At 44.0% G+C, this 21,398-nt stretch carries 16 protein-coding genes; 5 read left to right on the top strand and 11 right to left on the bottom strand.

The window, feature by feature from the left end; translation table 11 throughout:
- Window positions 1–92 precede the first annotated feature (92 nt).
- Window positions 93–1,877 (bottom strand): DUF885 domain-containing protein, encoded by a 1,785-nt coding sequence (locus G3R49_RS08685; protein ID WP_167869352.1) that lies wholly within the window; start codon window positions 1,875–1,877, stop codon window positions 93–95.
- A gap of 360 nt (window positions 1,878–2,237) precedes the next feature.
- Between G3R49_RS08685 and G3R49_RS08680 the strand changes: the two genes are divergently transcribed.
- The 3 genes from G3R49_RS08680 to G3R49_RS08670 all read left to right on the top strand — a co-directional run bounded on the left by G3R49_RS08680 (window position 2,238) and on the right by G3R49_RS08670 (window position 9,528).
- Window positions 2,238–3,428, top strand: coding sequence for an efflux RND transporter periplasmic adaptor subunit (locus tag G3R49_RS08680; protein WP_130597348.1), 1,191 nt, complete (start codon window positions 2,238–2,240; stop codon window positions 3,426–3,428).
- Between the two features lie 5 nt (window positions 3,429–3,433).
- Window positions 3,434–6,610 carry an efflux RND transporter permease subunit gene (locus G3R49_RS08675; RefSeq protein ID WP_167869351.1) on the top strand — a complete coding sequence of 1,059 codons (3,177 nt, stop codon included), beginning with the start codon at window positions 3,434–3,436 and terminating at the stop codon, window positions 6,608–6,610.
- 200 nt (window positions 6,611–6,810) lie between these two features.
- Window positions 6,811–9,528 (top strand): bifunctional acetate--CoA ligase family protein/GNAT family N-acetyltransferase, encoded by a 2,718-nt coding sequence (locus G3R49_RS08670; protein ID WP_167869350.1) that lies wholly within the window; start codon window positions 6,811–6,813, stop codon window positions 9,526–9,528.
- A gap of 101 nt (window positions 9,529–9,629) precedes the next feature.
- Here G3R49_RS08670 and G3R49_RS08665 read toward each other — a convergent pair whose 3' ends face one another.
- The gene (locus G3R49_RS08665; RefSeq protein WP_130597351.1) at window positions 9,630–10,649 is read right to left on the bottom strand and encodes a GGDEF domain-containing protein; all 1,020 of its coding nucleotides are present in this window, start codon (window positions 10,647–10,649) and stop codon (window positions 9,630–9,632) included.
- Between the two features lie 266 nt (window positions 10,650–10,915).
- Here G3R49_RS08665 and eco point away from each other — a divergent pair, with 266 nt between their 5' ends.
- Window positions 10,916–11,512, top strand: coding sequence for a serine protease inhibitor ecotin (gene eco, locus G3R49_RS08660; protein ID WP_167869349.1), 597 nt, complete (start codon window positions 10,916–10,918; stop codon window positions 11,510–11,512).
- Window positions 11,513–11,662: 150 nt separating this feature from the next.
- Here eco and G3R49_RS08655 read toward each other — a convergent pair whose 3' ends face one another.
- From G3R49_RS08655 to pssA, 5 genes are all read right to left on the bottom strand, one after another.
- Entirely contained in the window at window positions 11,663–11,938 is a 276-nt protein-coding gene (locus tag G3R49_RS08655; protein WP_130597354.1) for a hypothetical protein, read from the bottom strand.
- Window positions 11,939–11,995: 57 nt separating this feature from the next.
- Window positions 11,996–13,969, bottom strand: a complete 1,974-nt coding sequence (locus G3R49_RS08650) for an ATP-dependent DNA helicase RecQ (RefSeq protein ID WP_167869348.1) — start codon at window positions 13,967–13,969, stop codon at window positions 11,996–11,998.
- 83 nt (window positions 13,970–14,052) lie between these two features.
- Window positions 14,053–14,385, bottom strand: coding sequence for a hypothetical protein (locus G3R49_RS08645; RefSeq protein WP_167869347.1), 333 nt, complete (start codon window positions 14,383–14,385; stop codon window positions 14,053–14,055).
- Between the two features lie 52 nt (window positions 14,386–14,437).
- Window positions 14,438–15,265, bottom strand: a complete 828-nt coding sequence (locus tag G3R49_RS08640; protein ID WP_167869346.1) for a tRNA-uridine aminocarboxypropyltransferase — start codon at window positions 15,263–15,265, stop codon at window positions 14,438–14,440.
- On the bottom strand, window positions 15,265–16,599 hold the full coding sequence (gene pssA / locus G3R49_RS08635; RefSeq protein WP_348633914.1) for a CDP-diacylglycerol--serine O-phosphatidyltransferase: 1,335 nt from the start codon (window positions 16,597–16,599) through the stop codon (window positions 15,265–15,267). Before pssA ends, G3R49_RS08640 begins: the two co-directional genes overlap by 1 nt.
- Window positions 16,600–16,917: 318 nt before the next feature.
- Between pssA and dacB the strand changes: the two genes are divergently transcribed.
- Window positions 16,918–18,639: a D-alanyl-D-alanine carboxypeptidase/D-alanyl-D-alanine-endopeptidase gene (gene dacB / locus G3R49_RS08630; RefSeq protein ID WP_167869344.1), complete on the top strand. Its 1,722-nt coding sequence runs from the start codon at window positions 16,918–16,920 to the stop codon at window positions 18,637–18,639.
- Window positions 18,640–18,826: 187 nt separating this feature from the next.
- On the opposite strand, the gene G3R49_RS08625 is transcribed toward dacB, so the two are convergent.
- The 4 genes from G3R49_RS08625 to G3R49_RS08610 are packed head-to-tail and all read right to left on the bottom strand — an operon-like array spanning window position 18,827 to window position 21,269.
- Window positions 18,827–19,684: a CsgG/HfaB family protein gene (locus G3R49_RS08625; protein ID WP_167869343.1), complete on the bottom strand. Its 858-nt coding sequence runs from the start codon at window positions 19,682–19,684 to the stop codon at window positions 18,827–18,829.
- Window position 19,685: 1 nt separating this feature from the next.
- The gene (locus tag G3R49_RS08620) at window positions 19,686–20,108 is read right to left on the bottom strand and encodes a curli assembly protein CsgF (protein ID WP_167869342.1); all 423 of its coding nucleotides are present in this window, start codon (window positions 20,106–20,108) and stop codon (window positions 19,686–19,688) included.
- A gap of 13 nt (window positions 20,109–20,121) precedes the next feature.
- On the bottom strand, window positions 20,122–20,640 hold the full coding sequence (locus G3R49_RS08615; protein WP_130597360.1) for a curli production assembly/transport protein CsgE: 519 nt from the start codon (window positions 20,638–20,640) through the stop codon (window positions 20,122–20,124).
- On the bottom strand, window positions 20,637–21,269 hold the full coding sequence (locus G3R49_RS08610) for a response regulator transcription factor (protein WP_167869341.1): 633 nt from the start codon (window positions 21,267–21,269) through the stop codon (window positions 20,637–20,639). Before G3R49_RS08610 ends, G3R49_RS08615 begins: the two co-directional genes overlap by 4 nt.
- Window positions 21,270–21,398 lie beyond the last annotated feature (129 nt).

Below are 21,398 nucleotides of genomic sequence, written 5' to 3'. Positions count from 1 at the left end.
CCACTGATACAAATATCAATGAGCATTTTAAATTTGTCGTCTTACAGATGACCACCGCACAGTAAGTCATCGGTCACGTTACAAGGGTGAGACTAGTTACTCGTCATTAGCTGCTTAACGTGCTTAACAGGAGCGCTGCCATAACTTAAAAACTGCTCATGGAACTTACGCAGGTCAAAGTCATCGCCCTGCTCTACTTTTAGCTGTTCACGTAGGTCGTAAATTTCACGGTAGCCAGAATAGTAACTGGTTAGTTGCACTTGACTTAAAGTTGCTCGGCGCCATTTACCTTGCGCTTCTGCGCGCTGCTGGAATGCTTCATTCATCATTAAATCAAGTGCTTGTTGTTCCTCCATGCCTTTAACTTGAATGCTGTAGTCTAAGATAGTGTTGCAAATTACCCTTAGGTTCCACTTGTAATACATCAGCCACATTTCAGGCTCAAAGTTACCATAGCCTTCTTCAAGCATCATGCGCTCGGTGTATACAGCCCAGCCTTCGATCATTGCACCATTACCAAATAGGCTTTTAACCAAACTTGGTGATTCATTGGAATAAACCAGCTGAGTGTAATGACCAGGAATGGCTTCATGGATATTCAGCACCTGTAAAATCCAATGGTTGTACTCTCGCAAGTAACTTTCAGCGGCTTCATCTGACATACCATCAAGCGGCGTCACGTTATAGTATGTATTGCCACCTTTTTCATAAGGACCAGGAGCACTAATAGACGCACCAGCAAAGCCACGCATGTATGCAGGCGTTTCACGCACCACCAAAGGCTTAGTTGGGTCGAGAGTGATCAGTTTTTTATCATTAACAAATTGAACCAACTCTGGAATTTGTCTGCGCACCTCTTCAACAAAGTTATCGCGCTCGACATGTTTCGCCGATAACACATCGATTAACTGGCGAATAGCAAGCTTATCGTTAGGTGGAATTGGCGTGTCGATATACTTAGACCAGATCTCTTTAGTAATCTTAGCCATTTCTGCCTGCACGCGATTCTTATCGTCCACCGCTTTTTGATATAACTGTTTACCCGTCATGCCTGCTTGAATATCAAAAGCAAACTTCTTCTCATAAAGCGCCTCGCCAATGCGGAAACTGCGCGCGCCGTTTTGCTTAAGGTCACTTTCAAGATTAGCAAGCCACTCAATATGCTGATTAATAGCTTTAACCGCTAAATCAAAACGTGTAGTAAACAATGCCTTTTGCTCATCAGACAATCCCGATTCTGCAACTTGGGCCGCTAAGTCATCGCTCAACACGCTAAAGGCACCCTTATTCTGCATTATCGCAAGCTGGGTATGCTCAAGCGTTGGGTTGTCGATACTCGCTTGTGCCGCTTGGTAATATGCTGGGACATTTTCTAGTCGGGCAATAACCGAGGCTAAACGCTCATCTAATGGCGCAAAATCTTCATTGATGATTTGTGCAAAGCCACCGGCAACATTGTAGTTAGATGGTTGCCATTGCCAGGCTTTAAACTCAGTGATTTCCCACTTCATGCTAGCAAGCAGGTTACTAATAAGCTCAAAGTCTATTTGCTGGTTGGTCGTTAAAGTCGCAGTATCAACAGCAGCAAATTTAGCTTGCTGCTTGGCAATAAAGTCCAGTGTTTTGCTACGACTTTGCTCGTTAGGCACTTCAAGGTAACCATCATTAACGTGTTTACCGTTGTACAGTGCCCAAGTTGGTGAAAGCTGCCAAAGATCATCAATAAACTGCGAGGTAAGTTGCTCAAATGCCTGCTGCTGAGCAATAAAGGGGGAGATTTGTTGACTTGGTTCCACCGTGTTGGTGTTCGTATTTTGACATGCGGTGAGTCCGCCAATTGCCATGGCGACGGCCAAAGGTAGCAGTGCTTTTTTCATTATTATCCCTTGAATTTTATTTGCGTGAAGTCAATTCACGCCAGCTGTTGGTTGCCGGTTAAGTAAAACATGTTGCGTGTTAATGTTCAGCAAATCTTATCCCATTGACATGCTTTGACACACTTTAGTTAGTGCCTGTTAGGTAGGTAAATTCGTCAATAGCCCAAAAGCCTGCTGCAATGTGATACATCGTGTTCGTTGTAAAATTTGCTTCGGGTTGCAACACTCATTTACACATTGTCACTACCTTGCCTTTACATTTCATTTACCATAGGGGTAGTGATAAAAAAGCATATCTCATGCTCTCTTTTTATATGTGCTTCTATGACAGAAGCGAGCTACCACAATAGGAACTGTACCGTGGCGACTAAAACTCAGATCATTCTTCCAATCGTCGTTATCTCTATAGGGATTGGCGCGTTTATTGGCATTTCTTCTTTAAAAAAACCACCTGAGGAAAAACCACCTGTCGATAACACACCATTGGTGTCCGTACAAAATATTGAATTTAAACCTATGACCTTTTCGGTAAGTTCATACGGCGTGGTTAATGCTAAATATGAAACTGAGCTTATCTCGCAGGTTAACGGCGAAATTGTTTACTTGTCAGATAAATTCGTAAAAGGTGGTTTTGTTAAAAAAGGTGAGATACTCGCCAAGATTGATCCAAGCGATTACGAGTCCAACCTACTTGATGCTCAAGCTAAGATAGCTACGGCTAACGCGAGCCTTATTCAAGAGAAAGCCAATGCTGCGGTTGCTGAACAAGAATGGTCGCGCATCACTGAAGGTAAACCAACCGAATTAAGTTTACGTAAACCTCAACTAGCTCAGGCTATTGCAAGCCTAAAAAGTGCTGAAGCCAGCTTGCACCGCGCTGAGCGTGATTTAGAGCGCACGATTATCAAAGCGCCTTACGACTCGCTTATCGCCACGCGTAATATTGGTCTAGGTTCGTACGTAGCACCGGGCTCAGCCATTGGTTTGATGCTAGGAACAGAAGTTGCCGAAGTACGACTGCCGCTTGCTGATAAAGAAATTCAGTATCTTGAAAGCCGCGGCGCGGATGCCAAGGTGCAGCTAGTCGGCAGCTATGCCGGTAGCAAACAACAATGGGCCGGTAAAATCGTCCGAAGTGAAGGCGTCGTAGACAGCAAAAGTCGCATGACTTATCTGGTGGCGCAAATTGATGATCCATACGGACTAAACTCACCAAAGCCTGAACTTAGATACGGCACCTATGTAACAGCAACCATTAATGGTTCTGATGCCGGCGATGTCACCATTATTCCACGCTACTTAGTGGTGAACGGCAAAGTTGCAGTAATGGATGAAGATAACACCCTACGATACAAAGCTGTCGACATTATTCGCCAGGAAGGGTCAAACGTGGTGGTTAGCAGTGGTTTAGAATCTGGCATGCGGGTTATCACATCAGCCCTTGATTACCCGGTTGAAGGTATGGTTGTTGCCCTACCACAAGATAAATTGCTGCAATCAGAGCCAGAGCAACAAGCGCCGCAAACTGATTTAGCGATGGGAGCGCAATAAGGATTATGGAAGATACCAATAAAGGCTTGATTGCCTGGTTTGCCCGTAATAGCGTTGCGGCGAACCTGCTAATGATCATCATCTTGCTTGGCGGACTTTTAACTGCTAGTACCATTCGTAAACAGTTCTTCCCTGCTGTAGATATCAACTGGATTGAATTTAGCGCTCAATATCCAGGCACTGCGCCGCAAGAAGTGGAAGAAGGCATTACCATCAAGATTGAACAAGCGCTTGAAAGCGTTCAAGGCTTAAAGCGGGTAATCACCTACTCTAACCGCAATTTTGCGAGTGGTTATTTTCAAATCGAAGATGATTACGATCCTCAAGTGGTGCTAGATGAGGTTAAATCTGAAATTGACTCTATCTCGACCTTTCCTGGTGGTATGGAAAGCCCTAAGGTTGAGCGGATCAAGATCCGTCAGGAAGTCATGTACCTAAGTCTTTATGGCGACTTAACTCAGCGTCAGCTTAAAGATCTAGGTGAAACGATTCACAACGAGATCATGCAACTTCCCGGCGTGAACATTTCTGATTACTACAGCGGCTTAGGTTATGAAATTAGCGTAGAAGTCAGTAAAGATCGCCTGCGCGAATTTGGCTTAACCTTTAACGATGTAGCCAATGCAGTTCGCGGCTATTCGCGCAACATGTCTGCCGGGCAAATCAAAGCAGAAAACGGCTATATCAATCTACGCGTACAAAATCAGGCTTATGTTGGTTACGAATTTGAAGACTTACCTCTACTAACACTTGAAGATGGCACCACACTGCTGGTGGGTGATGTGGCGACCGTTCATGACGGGTTTGAAGAAGGCATTCAGTATTCAAAGTTTGACGGCATGAACTCTGTTACCTTCTTTGTTGGCGCATCAAAAAATCAAAGTATTACTGATGTCGCGTCTGTAATGCACAAGTACATAGATAAAAAGCAAACAGAGCTGCCACAAGGCGTAACCTTAGAGCCTTGGGTTGATATGACCTATTACCTAGACGGCCGCCTGCAGCTAATGCTTGATAGCATGAAAAGTGGTGCGGTGTTAGTTTTCTTGATGCTGGCGTTATTCTTGCGCGTGCGCTTAGCGTTTTGGGTAATGATGGGTTTACCTGTGTGTTTCTTGGGAACCATCTTATTCATGCCGATGGGCTTTCTTGACATAACGGTAAACGTGATTAGTCTGTTCGCCTTTATTCTGGTACTAGGTATTGTGGTTGATGATGCCATTGTCATGGGCGAAAGCGCCCACAGTGAATGTCAGGAGCGTGGGCAAAATATTGATAGCGTGATCCGCGGTGTTAAACGTGTCGCGATCCCAGCTACCTTTGGCGTATTAACCACCATTGCCGCGTTCTTGCCTATTACCCTAGATGATGGCCCATCTTCAGCCTTTGGACGCGCGATCGGTGGCGTCGTTATCTTATGTCTACTGTTTTCACTCGTAGAGTCTAAGCTAATTCTGCCATCTCACTTGGCCCATATGAAAAAGCCAAAAGTTGTTAAGCCTGGCTCTAAAAACCCATTAGATTGGCTGCGCAACGGGGTTAACTTTGTTCAGGGTAATATTGATAGTGGCTTAAAGTGGTTTATCGCCAATGTTTATCGGCCCAGCCTAGTTCTTGCTACTAAATATCGCTACGCAATTATTATGTTATTCGTCAGCTTTATTTTAGTTTGCGCTGGGTTATATCAGGGTGGATTGGTACGTTTTATCGGCCAGCCGAAGATCCCTCACGACTTCCCTCGCGTCACCGTTGAAATGAATGTAGATGCTTCTGAGTCAGCAACCCTAGAAGCCGCGCTTGCAATTGAAGCTGCGTTGTATAAGGTCGACCGCGATTTAGAAAAGCAATATGGCCAAAACATGATTTCACAGATGCAAGTCGATCTTCGTGGTCGTACTCGCGCTGAAATCATGACTAAATTGGTTGACCCTGAAATTCGTCCACTCAATACCTTTGAAGTAGCCGAACTTTGGCGCCAAGCCATTCCACAAATACCTGGGGTTAAGTCTTTTAATATTCAAGACAGCCTATTTGGTGGTGGTCGCGATGATGGAGATATCAGCTTCCGCCTTGAAGGTAACAATGAGCAGCAGCTAATTGCTGCGTCACTCGCACTTAAGGAAAAATTGAACACACTTAAAGGTGTCAGTGACGTCAACGACTCACGCCAGTCAAGCACCAAAGAAGTTCAGTTCTACTTAAAACCTCTTGCACACTCACTCGGTTTGACCCTGGCGAATATCGCAGGTCAAGTTGGTAATAGCTTCTACGGTCTTGAAGCCCAGCGTATTATTCGTAACGGTGAAGAGATTAAAGTCATGCTGCGTTACCCTGAAGAGCAACGAAACTCAATTGCTCTAGTACAAGACGTGATCATCAAGACCAATCAAGGTGCTGAGCTGCCATTATCTGAGGTTGCTGAAATTGCGGTTGTTCAAGGCGTTAATAGCATTCGCCGTGAAAACGGTAACCGTACTATTAACGTGTGGGCGACGGTTGATTCAGAGCAAGCTGAGCCGTTTAAGTTAGCGCAAGATATTCGTGACAACTTCATTCCTGAGCTGCTAGCCAAGTACCCTACTGTTCAAAGTGAAGTATCAGGCAGCATTCAAGAGCAGCTTGATAGCGCAAATACGCAAATGCGTGATTTTGTGGTGTCTATGCTGGTGATCTACAGCTTGTTAGCTATTCCACTACGCTCGTACATTCAGCCATTTATGATCATGTCAGTGATCCCATTCGGTATTATTGGCTCTATGCTTGGCCATATCATATTGGGGATTGACCTAAGTGCGTTGTCGGTATTCGGCATCATCGCTGCTGCCGGTGTGGTGGTGAATGACTCGCTGGTGATGGTAGATTATATTAATAACTCCCGTAAGCAAGGTGTGCCGATGCAGCAAGCTGTGCTCGATGCTGGTTGTCGCCGCTTCCGCGCAATTTTGTTGACCTCGCTAACCACCTTCATCGGTCTCGTGCCGATCATGACAGAAACCAGCATGCAGGCGCAGATGGTGATCCCAATGGCGGTATCACTGGCATTTGGTGTATTGTTCGCAACGGTAGTCACTCTGTGCTTAATCCCATGTTTGTACCTGGCAATTGAGGACATGAAAGCTATGGTTGCGAAGCTAATTGGAATATATGCGCCCCAGAAAGAGCCTACGCAGGCAAAAGCGTAATTTATGACTTGTTCGATTAGCTTGTAGCTTTCTAAATACAAAGGTCGCCTTCACGGTGACCTTTTTTATTGCAGTTTGCATAAGGATTTGTTTGCGCTAATTTCGACTAAAGCATGTGAAGCGTATCGTGCAAACTAGCTATTAATCTTCAACAAAACATTGAATAATAGAATCACTTAGTTGCGATAAATGAGAGCCTTATGAGTCAGCGTAATATCAATGCCCTTTTCAAGCCTAAGTCAGTTGCGGTGATTGGTGCTTCTAATGGCGATAAAAAAGCCGGTAAAGGTTTGATGAAAAACTTGCTATCGAGCGGGTTTTCAGGACCAATTATGCCAGTTACACCTAACTACACTTCCGTGCTTGGCGTGCTCGCTTATCCAAGCATCGCAGACTTACCAATGGTGCCAGACTTAGCCGTAGTTTGTACCCACGCAAATAAAGTCCTTGGCATCATAGAGCAACTTGCTGATATTGGCTGTAAAGTTGCCGTTATTATGGCGTCAGGCATGGAGCAACTGCTCTGTGATACGAATAGCGACGTCAATGTGCTTGAGCAAATTAAAGCCATAGCGAAAGCTAAAGGCATGCGTATTCTTGGGCCTAATAGTCTTGGTATGATTTTGCCTCCCATTGGCTTAAACGCTAGCCTTGCACATACAGGCGCCCAAAACGGCAAAATTGCATTTGTTTCTCAGTCGGCAGCCATTTGTACCACAGTGCTCGATTGGGCAAACAATAAAGGCATTGGGTTCTCGAGTTTTATTTCACTAGGCGACGCTGCCGATTTAGATTTTGACGAGCTTATCGACTATCTCGGCCGCGACAGTAAGACCTCTGCAATTTTACTTTACATAGACTCCATCAGTGAAAAGCAGCACTTTTTGTCTGCCGCCCGCGCGGCTTCTCATAACAAGCCTATATTGGTGATTAAATCTGGCCGCAGTAACGAAGGCATGCAAGCGGCAATGCTTCATACCGGTGGTACAGCCGGTAACGACGCTGTGTATGAAGCAGCTTTTAGACGTGCCGGTATGCTAAGAGTTGAAGATTTGGTTGACCTGTTTGCCGCAGTTGAGAGTCTTGCTCATTCTGCACCGCTTAAAGGCGAACGTTTGGCCATTATCAGTAATGGCGGTGGCCCAGCGGTACTCGCAGCAGACGAGTTAATTATAAAAGGCGGCAAGCTTGCTAAGCTGTCACAACAAACCATTAGTGCCCTAGATGCAGTGTTACCTTCAACCTGGTCAAGACAAAACCCAGTTGATTTGATGGGAGACGCCGCCAGTGAGCGTTATGCCAAAGCACTTGAAATCGTGATGAACGATGAAAACTGCGACGCAGTGTTAGTGCTGCACTCGCCGTCATTGTTAGGAGAAAGCCAACAAATAGCCGATGCGCTCATCGATACTATTAAGCTACATCCTAAACGCAATCAGCTTAACATTCTTACTAACTGGAGCGGTGAGGACTCAGCATATGTTGCGAGGAAACTATTCAACCAGGCCAGTATTCCAACCTATCGTACGCCTGAAGGTGCAATTAGAGCCTTTATGCACATGGTCGAGTTTCGTCGCAACCAAAAATTGCTGCAAGAGATCCCTGAGTCGATCCCGGCTAACATTCCGACCAATAGTGAGCTGGCACGGCAATTATTGCAACAAGCCCAAGCTAACCAACAGCTGGAAATTGAAACTCATCAAGCTGCGCCTATTCTTGCAGCCTATGGACTCAATACCATTCAAACCGAGTTTATCGAGTGTAATGATGATGTCCAAAGCATGGCGCAGCAAGCTATTAACGCCGCCAATGCTATCGGTTACCCAGTCGCGCTTAAAGTGCAATCAAAAGATGTCATGTACAAGTCTGATGTTCATGGCGTCGTACTTAACTTAAGCTCAGATGAGGACGTTGCTAATGCCACGGAGTCAGTGCTTAGGCGGGTAAAACAAGCTAACCCTCGGGCACGCATCGAAGGGATTATCATTCAGAAAATGGCTCTCACAGCCGGAGCACAGGAGCTTCGAGTGGCCGTGATAAACGATGGCGTGTTTGGCTTAGCGATTTGTTTAGGCGAAGGCGGTTCAGACTGGGATCCAACACGCGATGCGGCCGTTGCACTGCCACCGCTTAATATGTCCCTTGCCCGCTATATGGTCATTCAAGCATTAAAGAGTAATAAATTAAGAGATCGCCACCTGCCACTAGGGCTAAAAATGACCCCGCTTTGCGTCATGTTGACTCAGCTTTCACACCTGGTTATCGATTGCCCAGAGATCAACGGCATTGATATTAACCCGGTATTGGCTGCTGGTGACAATATTACCTTGCTTGATGTCAGGCTCAGCCTCAATCCTCTTGGACAAGTCCCGACAAACCGCCTTGCAATTCAGCCTTATCCTAAGGAACTCGAAGAAACGGTGACCTTAAAAAATAATCTCAAGGTTATGCTGCGCCCTATTCTTCCGGAAGATGAACCTAAGCATATGGACTTTGATAACTCGCTGTCTGACGAAGATAGATATAAACGATATTTTGGTGTTCGAGCAAAGATGACCCATGAAGAAATGGCAGTATTGACTCAAATTGATTATTCAAGGGAAATGGCATTTATTGCCACTATGTTTGATGACAAGGGTGACGAGATTACTTTAGGCGCTGTCCGCGCGTCAATCGACCCCGATAATACCGAAGCCGAGTTTGCCATGGCGGTGCGCAGCAATTACCAAGGTGTGGGTTTGGGCCGAGCATTACTGGAGAAGCTAATTCGTTACTATAAGCACAACGACACTCAAGTATTAACTGGCTTTACCATGTTTGAAAACCGCAGTATGGCAAACCTGGCAAAGTCACTGGGGTTTGATGTCAGCTTTGATATGGAAGAGCAGCTGATCAAAATGGACATGAAGCTTAAGTAATTAAATTGCCATGAATCAAAAAAGACCAGCACCTAAAACAGGTACTGGTCTTTTTTACACGAAAACGTGTTTCAATCTAATGAGGTACCGAGTAATCGAAATTAGTATTTAACACAGTTTCGCCCTGACGCTTTAGCGTTATAAAGCTGCTCGTCTGCACGGGCTAACAAGGTGTCCATATCATCACCATTTTGAATCGCTGCAACACCGATTGAAATGGTTATGTGTCCGAGTTGCTGTTTATTCTCTTTACCAATGGTTAATTGCTTCTGAGCGATGCGTTGGCGTATCTTCTCAGCAACGGTTACCGCGTCGCTAAGTTTGGTATCCGGCAACAAAATAACAAACTCTTCGCCGCCATAACGTGCAACAAAATCTTCACCTTTAACCGCTTGTTTAAGCGCCAGCGCCACATAGGCTAACACCTTGTCGCCAACTAAGTGTCCATAGGTGTCATTAAACTGCTTGAAATGATCAATATCGAGCACCATCAAGCTGCAACCTACATGCTGTTCATTAAACAAGGTCACTTGATCAGTAGCGAACATCTCATAGGCTCGACGATTGTTAAGCGAGGTTAGCTCATCAGTCATTGCAACCTTACTTAGGTTTTCCATTTCACCTTTCAAACTTGTAAGCTCACTGCCGAGCGTGTCCAGAGATTGCTTCATTTCCTTATTTGTCGCGAGCACGCTTTCGACCTCGGATGCAAGACTAACAATGAGGTTATTAAGCGTTTCTGGTGTTGGGTCTTGCTGCAATTCGTCACCAAATTTGTTCAAGTTGGTCGAAAAAGCTTCAGTGCCTGTACTGAGTTGCTCTATCTTGTTAAATAGGCTGTTGATCAGGATTTGCGTCTCAATTTGAACATTTTCAATCACTTCAGGTGAGCGCTCTTCAATAAAGCGATTATACAAGCCATGATTGACCTCAGCAGTAAACACAACTTCATTAGCGATTAATCCATCAATTGCACGTTTAAGATTGAGGTTAGTTTCAGCAAAATACTCAAACCAAACAGCATAATTAGCTGGTGTGACGGGGATATTCAGTGATGCCATTTGCGGCACTGCCAAGCGCAGAATGTCAGCTGTTTGTTCTAAGTTTTTGTTGTTATTCATAGTAGTTACGTCACCCAGTATAACGCGCATTTTATAACGCAGATGCAATATTTTATGTCATATTTTGAAACAAAAAACAAATGATATAAATACAACTGACCGGCAACAGATTATGTTTTAAACACACAGATTTACTAGGTGCTTTTTTGTATCTGCGAATGCTGAAAGCTAAGCTATATTTATTTTTAAATTATTTAACCCTTTTTCTGTTCGGCTGCGTTTATAGCAATAAAACTACCCAATGATATGTTATGCAAGGAACTATTATGACCTATAACAAGACATCAACTACTTTTGCGCGACCAATTCAATCAAGCATTGCCTCTTATATCGGCTCATCAAAAAAGCTACTTGCTGCTTTGACAGTTACAACAACAGCACTGCTTTCGGGCTGTGCAAGTACCGATTCAAATGAGCAAGTATCGTTGAACACATATGTTTACCAACCTACGACTCATGCTCCTATCGAATCTATCAAGATGTTTCCTGCACCAGTTTCTGGCATGAAGCAACATATCATTGAAATGCCGCCGTTAACCGATGAGTCCAGGTATATGGTTGAATTTCAACTTGGTAAAACAATGCTTGCAGACTGTAATCTACGCGGTCTTTGGGGGGAGCTAGCCACACGAAACCTTGAGGGCTGGGGTTATAGCTACTATGAGTTAACCGATTATTCGCCTGGTATGTCGACCATGATGATGTGTAATGAACCAAAAACTAACAAGTTCATTCCAATCAATGAGCCATTTACGATTAAATACGACAGTCGTTTACCTAAGGTGTTTTACCTGCCAGCTGATGTAGAACTTAAGTATCGAGTTTGGCAAACGGGTGATCAATACCAAGACTCAAACAAATAGCTACCAATAGTTCAAAAGATAAAACTAGTTTTAATAAGCTGAGCGTCACGGTATTGAGCTGTTGAAACTAGCAAGGTTTACTTTGTGAAAAATAGCGAGACAAATCTACCTAAGGTTGGTCTCGCTATTTTTGTGCAAACCGTAATGAGGCTAATAGCGGCGAATACGCACTACTTGCATCACTTCAACCTCAAACCCCGCAACCTGTTCGACTGCAGGGTAGTAGACTAAACTGACTTTCTGCCCCGCCAGACTTTTATACTTTTTAGTGCGCTTGTACTTAAATGGGACTTGATAGCCTTTTAGCATTAACGTTTGAATAAACCACTCTCCCTGCTCTCTTTGAGTATGAGATTCAACCGTTAACCCTTCGCTGTGGATCAATTTGTCGTGCTTTTTAAGTAATTCTTCTGCTTGTGGTTTCATCGTTATTGAATATTTTACTAGGTTACTGTGTTACTCAATTTATGTTGCTCGGCGCACTTAAGCCAGTTTTTTCACTTGAGCCAAGACATGTTCAAAACGAATATGCTGACATGTGGCAAACCCTGTTAGCTGGCGTACTTTAGCCCTCGAATATCTTGGCATCGCCATGCCAATCAGGAATTTAGTTTTGGTATAAGTATCAGGCGCACTAAAGCCTTTATCCTGGGCTAACTGGCAAAATTCGTCGATATAACCCTTGATGATTTGATCGTTCAAAACAGCTGATTGCTGAGTTTCAGGCAACACTTGAGCATTACCCAGACACACGCTGCAACGCCCGCATTGTGTAGCTGCATTATGATCATCAAAATACTGTGCTAGGCGATAACTGATACATTGGTCAGTTTCGAAAAACGCGACCAACGCATGGATGCGAGCGATTTCTTTGTGCTCGGTATCAGCAAAATACGCAGTTAACTCATCGACTAAATTGTTTTCGGCGAGTAACTGCTGATTCACCTTATAGACCTGGGTGATTTTTTTAGTCTCTAGGCTAATCATATTTTTTTCAGATAAATACTCTAGCGCGGCTACCACGCGAGAGCGCTCGTGACCAAAGGTTTGTTGCAGTGCATTAAAGTCTAACTGTCCCCAGATTTTCTTAAATGCTGTGAACTCAAATATTTGTTTTAAGAATTGTTGGCGTTCGGCATTAAATTTAGCCAAGATCTCAGTTTCGCTTAGCTCAAACTTATACTTAAAATCGGCGAAATAGGCGTAACTGGCCTGAAGCACGCCGCGAATTTCCAACTGAACCAACAAGGTCTTTAATGCTAAAAGTCGGATATTGGTTTGGCTAGAAATAGCGCTTTCTTGCATTTCCCAAACGCCAGAATCAACATTCTGATGAATTATTTTGATTAGTTCAGATATATCATCTTTCTGAGGTGTATCGCCATAAACAAAATTCTCAATGGTATTAATGCCATCTTTGTTAGCAAGCGTAATACACTGTGAATCATTACCGTCACGCCCTGCTCTGCCGATTTCCTGACTATAGTTTTCAATGGACTTAGGCAGGTCATAATGAATAACAAAACGAATATCACTTTTGTCTACACCCATACCAAATGCGATGGTTGCAACAATTATATTCACAGCACCTGACATAAAATCATCTTGAATTTGTTCACGCTGCGACGTATCCAGACCTGCGTGGTATGCCTGAGCCGCAATGCCATTACTCGTTAAAAAACTCGCCAGATCTTCAGCGCTTTGCTGCAACGTCACGTACACAATGCCGGCGTTTCCTTGTTGCTGATGAGGTCCAATTGAAGCCAGTAATTGCTGACGCTTGTGATGTTCAGGCGTTGCAATCACTTGCAGGTGCAGATTACTGCGCTCAAACCCGGTTTGTACTATGCACTGTTCATTTATGCCAAATTTGGCAGCCATATCAAGTTTAACTTGTCTTTTGGCCGTTGCTGTTAACAATAATACCTGAGCAATATTAAACTCTGTACGGATTTGCGGCAGCTTTAAATAATCGGGTCTAAAATTATGCCCCCACTCAGAAATACAGTGCGCTTCATCTACCACTAACATCGAAATTGCAATAGAACTAAGAAAACGCCTAAATCGTTCATTTTTAAATCGCTCTACTGACACCATTAAAATTTTAATTTGCCCTTCTCTAACCCCTTGCATGACTTCTTTGGTCTGCTCAAACGTTAAGGTTGAGTCAATGCTCGCGGCGCTAATGCCTTTGGTCGCTAAAAACGCCAATTGATCTTTCATCAACGCAAGCAGCGGCGATACCACCAAGGTGACATTAGGTAAACATAAAGCACTGAATTGATAACAAAGTGATTTGCCTGAACCAGTTGGGAATATTGCCAGTGAAGATTGCCCTGCGAGCAAGTGTTGGATAACCTGCTTTTGACCAAGATTAAACTGGCTGAAGCCAAACCACTGCTGCAGCTGCGACTCAAGATGAAGGTTATCTGGTTGATTGAAAGTGTTATTTGACATGTTGGGCATACTCCCTTGCCTCAAGTAAAAAGTAAGCTGCTAGGTAATAGCAGCTTAACGAGTGAGTATAACCACTGCTCAATTTAAGCTTTACGGGCAATATACTGATTGATCATTTTCGTGAGCATATCTTCAAAACCATCGATGACGTTATCTAACTCTATAGTTAGCATGCTCAAGTATTTTTGCGCTTGTTGTTCAGTGAGACTTTTGCCATTTAGCGTAAACTGAATTTCAGGTTTTGATTTATCAAACCTAGGCACAACCTGCCATTTGTAGTGAACATTGCCTTTCGCTGTCAGCGCTTTTTGAACCAAAAGGCAAAATGCTTCAATATGATCAACACCATCCGGCCCTAAACACCCAGGTTCAAGCCGATACAAGATGGTAAGTTGCTTAACTGCTTCATTTGCCATGGTCTAATTATTCTCGAAATTCTTCTTTTTACGCAATCTTATTTAAGTACCACTAACTTCTACTGGCAGCCTTTTTAACCGCATCGTTAAAGTTATTGATGTATAGCTCAATTGGCTTGATTATCTCTTTTTGCCTGCGATTACGCCCAAGCAATGAAGATTCTACAAATAAATCAAACCAAGCAGTCAACGCCGCGCCATTTTCTCGCTCACCAGCTGCTTCGAGCGCAAGCGCTGCAACCTCGGCAGTACCGAGTTGGAACTCATGGCTTCCTTTACGTAGCGCATAAGTAGCAAGTTGCGATGGCGCGATAGAAAGTACATTAAGTGTATGCAAATACGGGCTTTTACGAAACATCTTAATCGCTTGACGCCAGCTGCCATCTAACAACACCAGTAACGGTTTTTTATCTGGTGCTAAAACGCTTGCATCTATTTGGTTATAAATCGCCTGCTGGGACTCGATATACTGCTCTGGGAACACCAAAAACACCTGATATTGCGGATCGGCAAGTTGCGCTAGCATGTCAGGGTTTGGCTCTGTGCGCGACCACAAATATGCCGAAGTATTAGGAATAAGATCGGCAATCAAGCGACCACTATTTGTCGGTTTTAGCACTTCATCGTCGTACATAATTAGCATGACACTAATATTAGTGGACAAGAACTTACGATACTCGCAGGTACAAAATTGCACGCCAAGTAGGCATTTAGGGCAGCGTATTAACTTTTTACCACGCGCAGTAAACGGCTTAGTTGATAACGCCTTGCGATAATTATAAAGCCTGTGCACAGCATGCACAGGCTCTTTAATTGCAGGAGACGTTTTTAGCAGCTGCTCTACAACGTCTACTTGAGGTGGTTTATTGGAGCTACGCATTAGAGGATACGGCGTAGTAAAAAGTCAGCTTTTATGCGTCGAATACGATTCATGATCTTCTTCACTGGCGCTGGGTAGTTTTGCAAGGTATCTATCTGACTGTAATGGAACAATCGTTGAGTATGCTCAAGAATATGCGCTTGCTCTTGCTTGAACTGCTCTTTCCACACACCTGACTCATCATGCACCATCAGGCCATTTTCTAGATCTAACGCCCAGGCTCTCGGGTTAAGATTAGAGCCGGTGATCAGATGTGTTTTGTCATCGGCGCTGATCCCTTTAAGGTGATAGCTATTGATGTCGTGACGCCACAAATGAATATTGAGCTGACCATTTTCAATCGCCCACTGCTGACGCTTAGCAAATTTACGTAACATCTGCTCATACATATATGGCAATGCACCGATGGTAGAAAACGGTTTTTCTGGCGGAATATAAAAATCGTTAGCCGTTTTATCACCAACCACAATATCTATCTTCTTACCGTCTCTTAAATGTTTTGAAAGTGCTCGGTTAAGTGCTCTAGGTGGGTTGAAGTAAGGGGTACAGATAAACAAATGATCTTCAGACTGATTCACGATGTTAACTACGGCATCATTAAGTTTGTTTTTCTTTGGCCCAAGGCCAACAATCGGCGAGATCCGGTTGCCAATACGCGTAGCTTCAAACTCATATTGCGCTTTTGATAAGCGATGTTTAAAACTACGGATCGTTTGTTTATCAGGCAAGACTTCGGTGTCAGCAGACTGAGTTAACGAAGTGACTGCAGGATCAGACAGAATGTAACGCTTGATCATATCATTCATCGACTTGGCTAATTCTGCTGATTCCACCATGTGATAACGATCGAAACGGTATTTGTCACCTTGTTGCAGGTAAATATTGTTAAGACTCGCACCACTAAAGATCACAGTATCGTCAATGATGAATCCTTTTAGGTGCAACACGCCCATGAACTCACGTGATTTAACCGGTACACCAACAATATTAATTGGGTGAGCAGCAGCGTCATTTAGCTTGCGATAAAGGATATAATTGCCGCTATCGCCTTTGTGGCCTATTAGTCCACGACGAGCGCGGTGAAAGTCCACCAGCACATTAACCTCAAGCAGAGGGTTATTCGCTTTCGCTGCATAAAGTGCGTGTAATACTTCGCGGCCCGCTTCATCATCTTCGACATACAAAGCAGAGATAGAGATTGAATGCTTAGCCTGCTGGATTTTATCCAGCAGCGTCTGCTTGAAATTCTTCGGGGTAAGTAACCAGCTTAATGCATCAGCATTAACTGCAATTCCACCTAGCTTATTCAGCAAGGCATCCTCCTTAACTTGCACATTGAGTCTCGCAAGGTATCAAAGATGATACTTTTAAAAGGCGAATTACTCGAAAACAACCACGCAAAATACAAGCAATAAACGGAATTTGTTTAGTTGCTAATTGCTGTTGGTGCACTAATAAATATTATTAAATCAATTTTGAGTTACAACCTACTCATATAGCAAGGCGTGGACAAGTAATTTCTGACATCAAACTGCAATATTTTGTTTTTTGTCGCCTTTTTATACAGTATTGCTATGTTAACTAACATTTATGGCAAGTCTTGATTGCATTGGTTACCATCTTAGGTAATTTTACATTTCAGGCTCATTCTTGTGGTTAAGCAATCTAAGGTACTAACTCCAGCATCCCGCCCTGCCTTTATAATTCATAAAGCAGCTGCTATTTTCACCACAGCATTGCTGGTAGCCACTCCTACAGCCAAGGCTAATAGCCCTGTAAAAACTGTCGATGCTAAGCCGCTCGGCGCAGATAAACTTGAGTTGGCAAGCCTAACTAAAACCGATAATTTATCTAAGCGGTTACAAGCTGTAGTTGAGTCATATACCAGTGCTTCGAGCAGCCACGTAAGCGCGCTAATTTGGCATCCAGAGTCAAATCAGACACTAGTGAGCTATCAAAGCAAGCACATGATGCAACCTGCTAGCGTTACTAAAACGCTCACCGCGCTACTAGCCCTAGATAACCTGCAGCAAAACAAAGATGAAAATTTTCGATATAAAACCCAGCTTCTTTCTTCGACACCTATAACTCAATATACTGATGAGTATGGATACTACAGTGGAGACTTGAAGCTAGTATTTTCAGGCGACCCAAGTTTAACCAGCAAACAGTTAGCTGGACTATTCGACCACCTAAACGCATTAGGCGTGAAAAAAATTGATGGTAACTTGTATGTTGAGCGCGACTTTATTGACACTAGTTACCCTGCAGGCTGGGTGTGGGACGACCTTGGTATTTGCTACGGCGCAGCTAACAAAGGTGTGGTTATCGATGGCAACTGCATTCGCGCTCAAATAACAGCAAATGATTACCAACAGAAAGCTGAAGTTTCACTAAAACCAAATACCGAGCAAAAACGATACTTGGGGCAAGCGTTAAATCAAGTGATAAATATTGAACCTGACGCTTGGTTTGAAAGGCATAGTGATACGCAAGATAACCCTTGTGAGCTGTCGATGACTCTTGCCACCGACAACGAGTATCAAATTAAGGGCTGCTTTGCTAATCGCCTCAAACTGCCATTGAACTTGGCAATAACCGACCCAGACAGCTATGCACTAACCTTGATTGATGGTATGACTCGAGCGTTTGTGATTGGTTCAAACAATACCGATGGCGGGGTTATTGGTAACTCTCCCTGCTCCAGCGCCAACGCTAACGCTAACGCCAACGCCAACGCCAACGCCAACGCGCCGAGCTTATTAGCAGATACAAACTTAATTCCACAAGTTAATGACAACGAACGAAACAGTTTTCCATTCTTAGTTGCTGAACATCAATCTGAGCCACTAAATGTCCTTATTGGCACCATGTTGCAAAAGTCAGACAACCTCATTGCAGAAACCTTACTTACGTCAGTAGCAATGCAGTCAGGCCTGACCCAACAAGGAAGCTATTTCAATCGAACATCAGCAATAAAGCAGTTACTAAAGAAAGCTGGTATTGAATCAAGTGACAGCCATTTTGTCGATGGTTCAGGGCTATCGCGCTACAACATGACAAGCGCTCAACACCTTAAGCAAATTCTGCAGACGGCATACAGTCAATATGGCGCTGAGTTTTACAATCTTATGCCGGTGAGTGGCTTATCTGGCACACTTAAGCACAAACCTCTGTATAAACAACAAGCAATTAAAGGTCGAGTATTTGCCAAAACAGGCAGTATGCATGGGGTTAACAACCTTATTGGACTGGCCAAAACACAGTCCCACGGCGACATATTGTTTGTGCTACTTGAAAATGGCATAAATCCAGCCGATGAAGCCATGCCAACTTTAATAGAAAATATGTTGCCTGAGCTGTTTATTGATTAACTGACACTACAGCCACTATCACAACTGCAATCACAACTGAGACTACAAAAATTCGCACAGTCGAAGTCGCCTCTATCCACAATAATAACAACAAAAAAAGCCCAATCATTTGATTGGGCAAAGAGGATGACATAACGTCGAGAGTCTTAATTGCATAGTTAATTGAACGGTTAACTTACCTAAATGATTAGCTGTTACTTTGGTTAATGCGCATGCTCACTTTAGACTCTGAGTGCGCCTCTAACCAATACTTTTGTAATACAGGATTTGCATGACCACTCTTTTCATCGAGTAGGTTCCACGACCCTTTCCAAATACCATCTGCGATGAGATGCACTACGGCGCTTTCAATGGCGGCTGCAACGCAAAGGCTCACTGGCTCGTTTGACGTAAAGCCAGCTTCGGCCTCTAACAGTTCCTGAGCATCAATAAACTTAAACACGCCAGCGGTGATCTCTTTTGATATCACCGACTTTGTAGTAGTGACACTGCTCAGCAAGCGACCTGTACGGATATCAACGGCGCGTAGGTTTACAGTGATACGATCAACACGATATTGCCCAGAAGCGCCAATACCAAGATACCTTGCGCCTGCACCGCCAGTTTTTACGTTAGTGTCGTAGGCAACAATGCCGCCTTCCATTAACACCTGAGCGCTATTAAGTTGCGGTAAACCGTTAGCATTACCTTTTAAGCCTGCGCGAACAATCTTACGCTCAGTTAACAGGTTTTGAAGTCCTTCACGCTCTACTGGTACAAACCATGAGGAGTCGTTCAATGCTTGTGAAAGGAACGCCGTGCCACTTTGCGGTACTGCGGTCGAGAAGTTACTCGATGGGATCGGTTTATACTGCCCCGTTTGATCACGAAAGTCATAAACCGCAGCAACCATCACTCCTTGAGGCATGGGTAAACTCACCAAGTCTTGATAGGTCTCACCCTTTGGCATCAAGCTGGTTGTCGCCTCAATACCTTCGAACTCGCTTTCAACCGATGAGCATGCAGCCAATAGAGCCGCAATCGATAATACGATTAGCTTTTTCATATTACCCCCCGGTTGTCTCATTACCGACAATTCCGCCTACTTCAATAATGGTGGTCTCACCGGTCAGTAAGTCAGTAATATGCACAAGTAGTGAGCCGTCTTCATTGACGACGTTGATCTCAAAGTCATCTGTTTTTAAATAGCCCTCACCGCCGTTGGCTGCATCATTAAACAGCTGGCTCATTAATCGTGATTGCAATGAACTCGCAAGGCGGTCAAGTGCTGACGGCGGCGTATAACCCGAACCACCCGTATGCTCGTTTTGAGCCGACGCGTTGGCAAGCAGGTACGAGCCATTAAGGTAATTGCCACCAAAAGCTGGGTTAACTGGGGTATATACCAATTGTGTCGCTTGAGTTGAACTCGGAAGCGTTACTGATAATAGCAAGGCTGTAGAGCCTGCAATTAATGTGAATTTTTTCATGTGCTGTCCCTGCTTATATTTCGTCTGGCGCAAGATCCGGGTCGGTAAATGCGCTCCACTTTGACTGCTGCTGATGCTTCTTTAATAAGGCATCAACATGCTTAGCCGCTCCTGCAGCTTGTCGATCAATATTGCGTGACGCGGGTGACACGAAAGTCACAAATATCGGTTTGCGGTTGTGCATCACGCTGAGCTTACTGCCGCTGCGAGCAGTAGCGAATTCTTTAATAGTGAGCCCTGAATGCTGACTTGTGCCGTTAATGTCTCGATATGCACTCACAAATTCTCGATAAAATCGATGTCCAAATCGGGTCATGGCGCGATTGAGAATGAGCCCATCAACTAAGTCGGATTCTGCTTTGGGCGTGGCATCACTAATACTCTGAGATTGAGTAGGCTTCTGTTTTAGATACTTATCGTCAGCTTTACCCGTTTGCTCAGGTTCTTCAGGCGGGGTGTGGTTGACCGGACCTGCAAGCACACTGGTGTGGACAAGCGCAAAACACAGCGCTGTCCACACTAGGGGTTTCATACTCTCACCTCATGCATATGGGTTTGCGCCCAAGCAATTGCTTGACCGCGGCTAGAAACACCAATCTTCCTAAATGCACGGTAAAGGTGGGTTTTAATGGTTGATTCACTCACAAATAGGCGATTCGCAATATCAAGATTGGTACTACCACTAAGCAATGCTTGGAGTACTTCGCGCTCGCGAATGGTTAATTGTTCTGAATCATCATCAATGTCGTTACACGTCATTGACTGCTGTAAATCCTGAGGGAACACGCTACGGCCTTTTAATAACTCATTAAAGCCTGAGCTGATCTCTGCCAAACTTGCCTCTGCGTAAAACGCCCCTAGCGTCGTAGCTGGATGGATTAAAAACTTCGCATCCACTTGCTTAGGGAAATTAATAAATACAGTGTGGGTGTGGCTGTACTCGCGCTCGACTAAGCGCTGTAGTTGGTACGCTTGCTGTAGGTCAATCGTTGATAAATCAAACACAACCATAGATACAGCTTTTAAGGGTAACTTACGAGCCATCTCGCCAGGTGTTGCCTTTGAAAGGTTAACCAAAAACTCCTGTGGCCAACGACATTCAAGCAAATCGACTAACATTTGCGAACGAGAAACTATCATCCAATTTACGACTTTAAACATCTTAAACACTCCATGTGAAACGATGGTAGAAGTACATTAAGTACGGAGTAAGTGCTAAAACACCCGCATAGATTATCAAGTCAATTAGGGGGTAACAATTAGTCTAAAGGGTGCTTACGCACCCTTACC

This window comes from Shewanella sp. WXL01 (assembly GCF_012263345.1).
Taxonomy (GTDB): domain Bacteria; phylum Pseudomonadota; class Gammaproteobacteria; order Enterobacterales; family Shewanellaceae; genus Shewanella; species Shewanella maritima.
The sequence above is the reverse complement of the archived record's forward strand: the minus strand, read 5'-3'. Positions and strand labels throughout refer to the sequence as shown.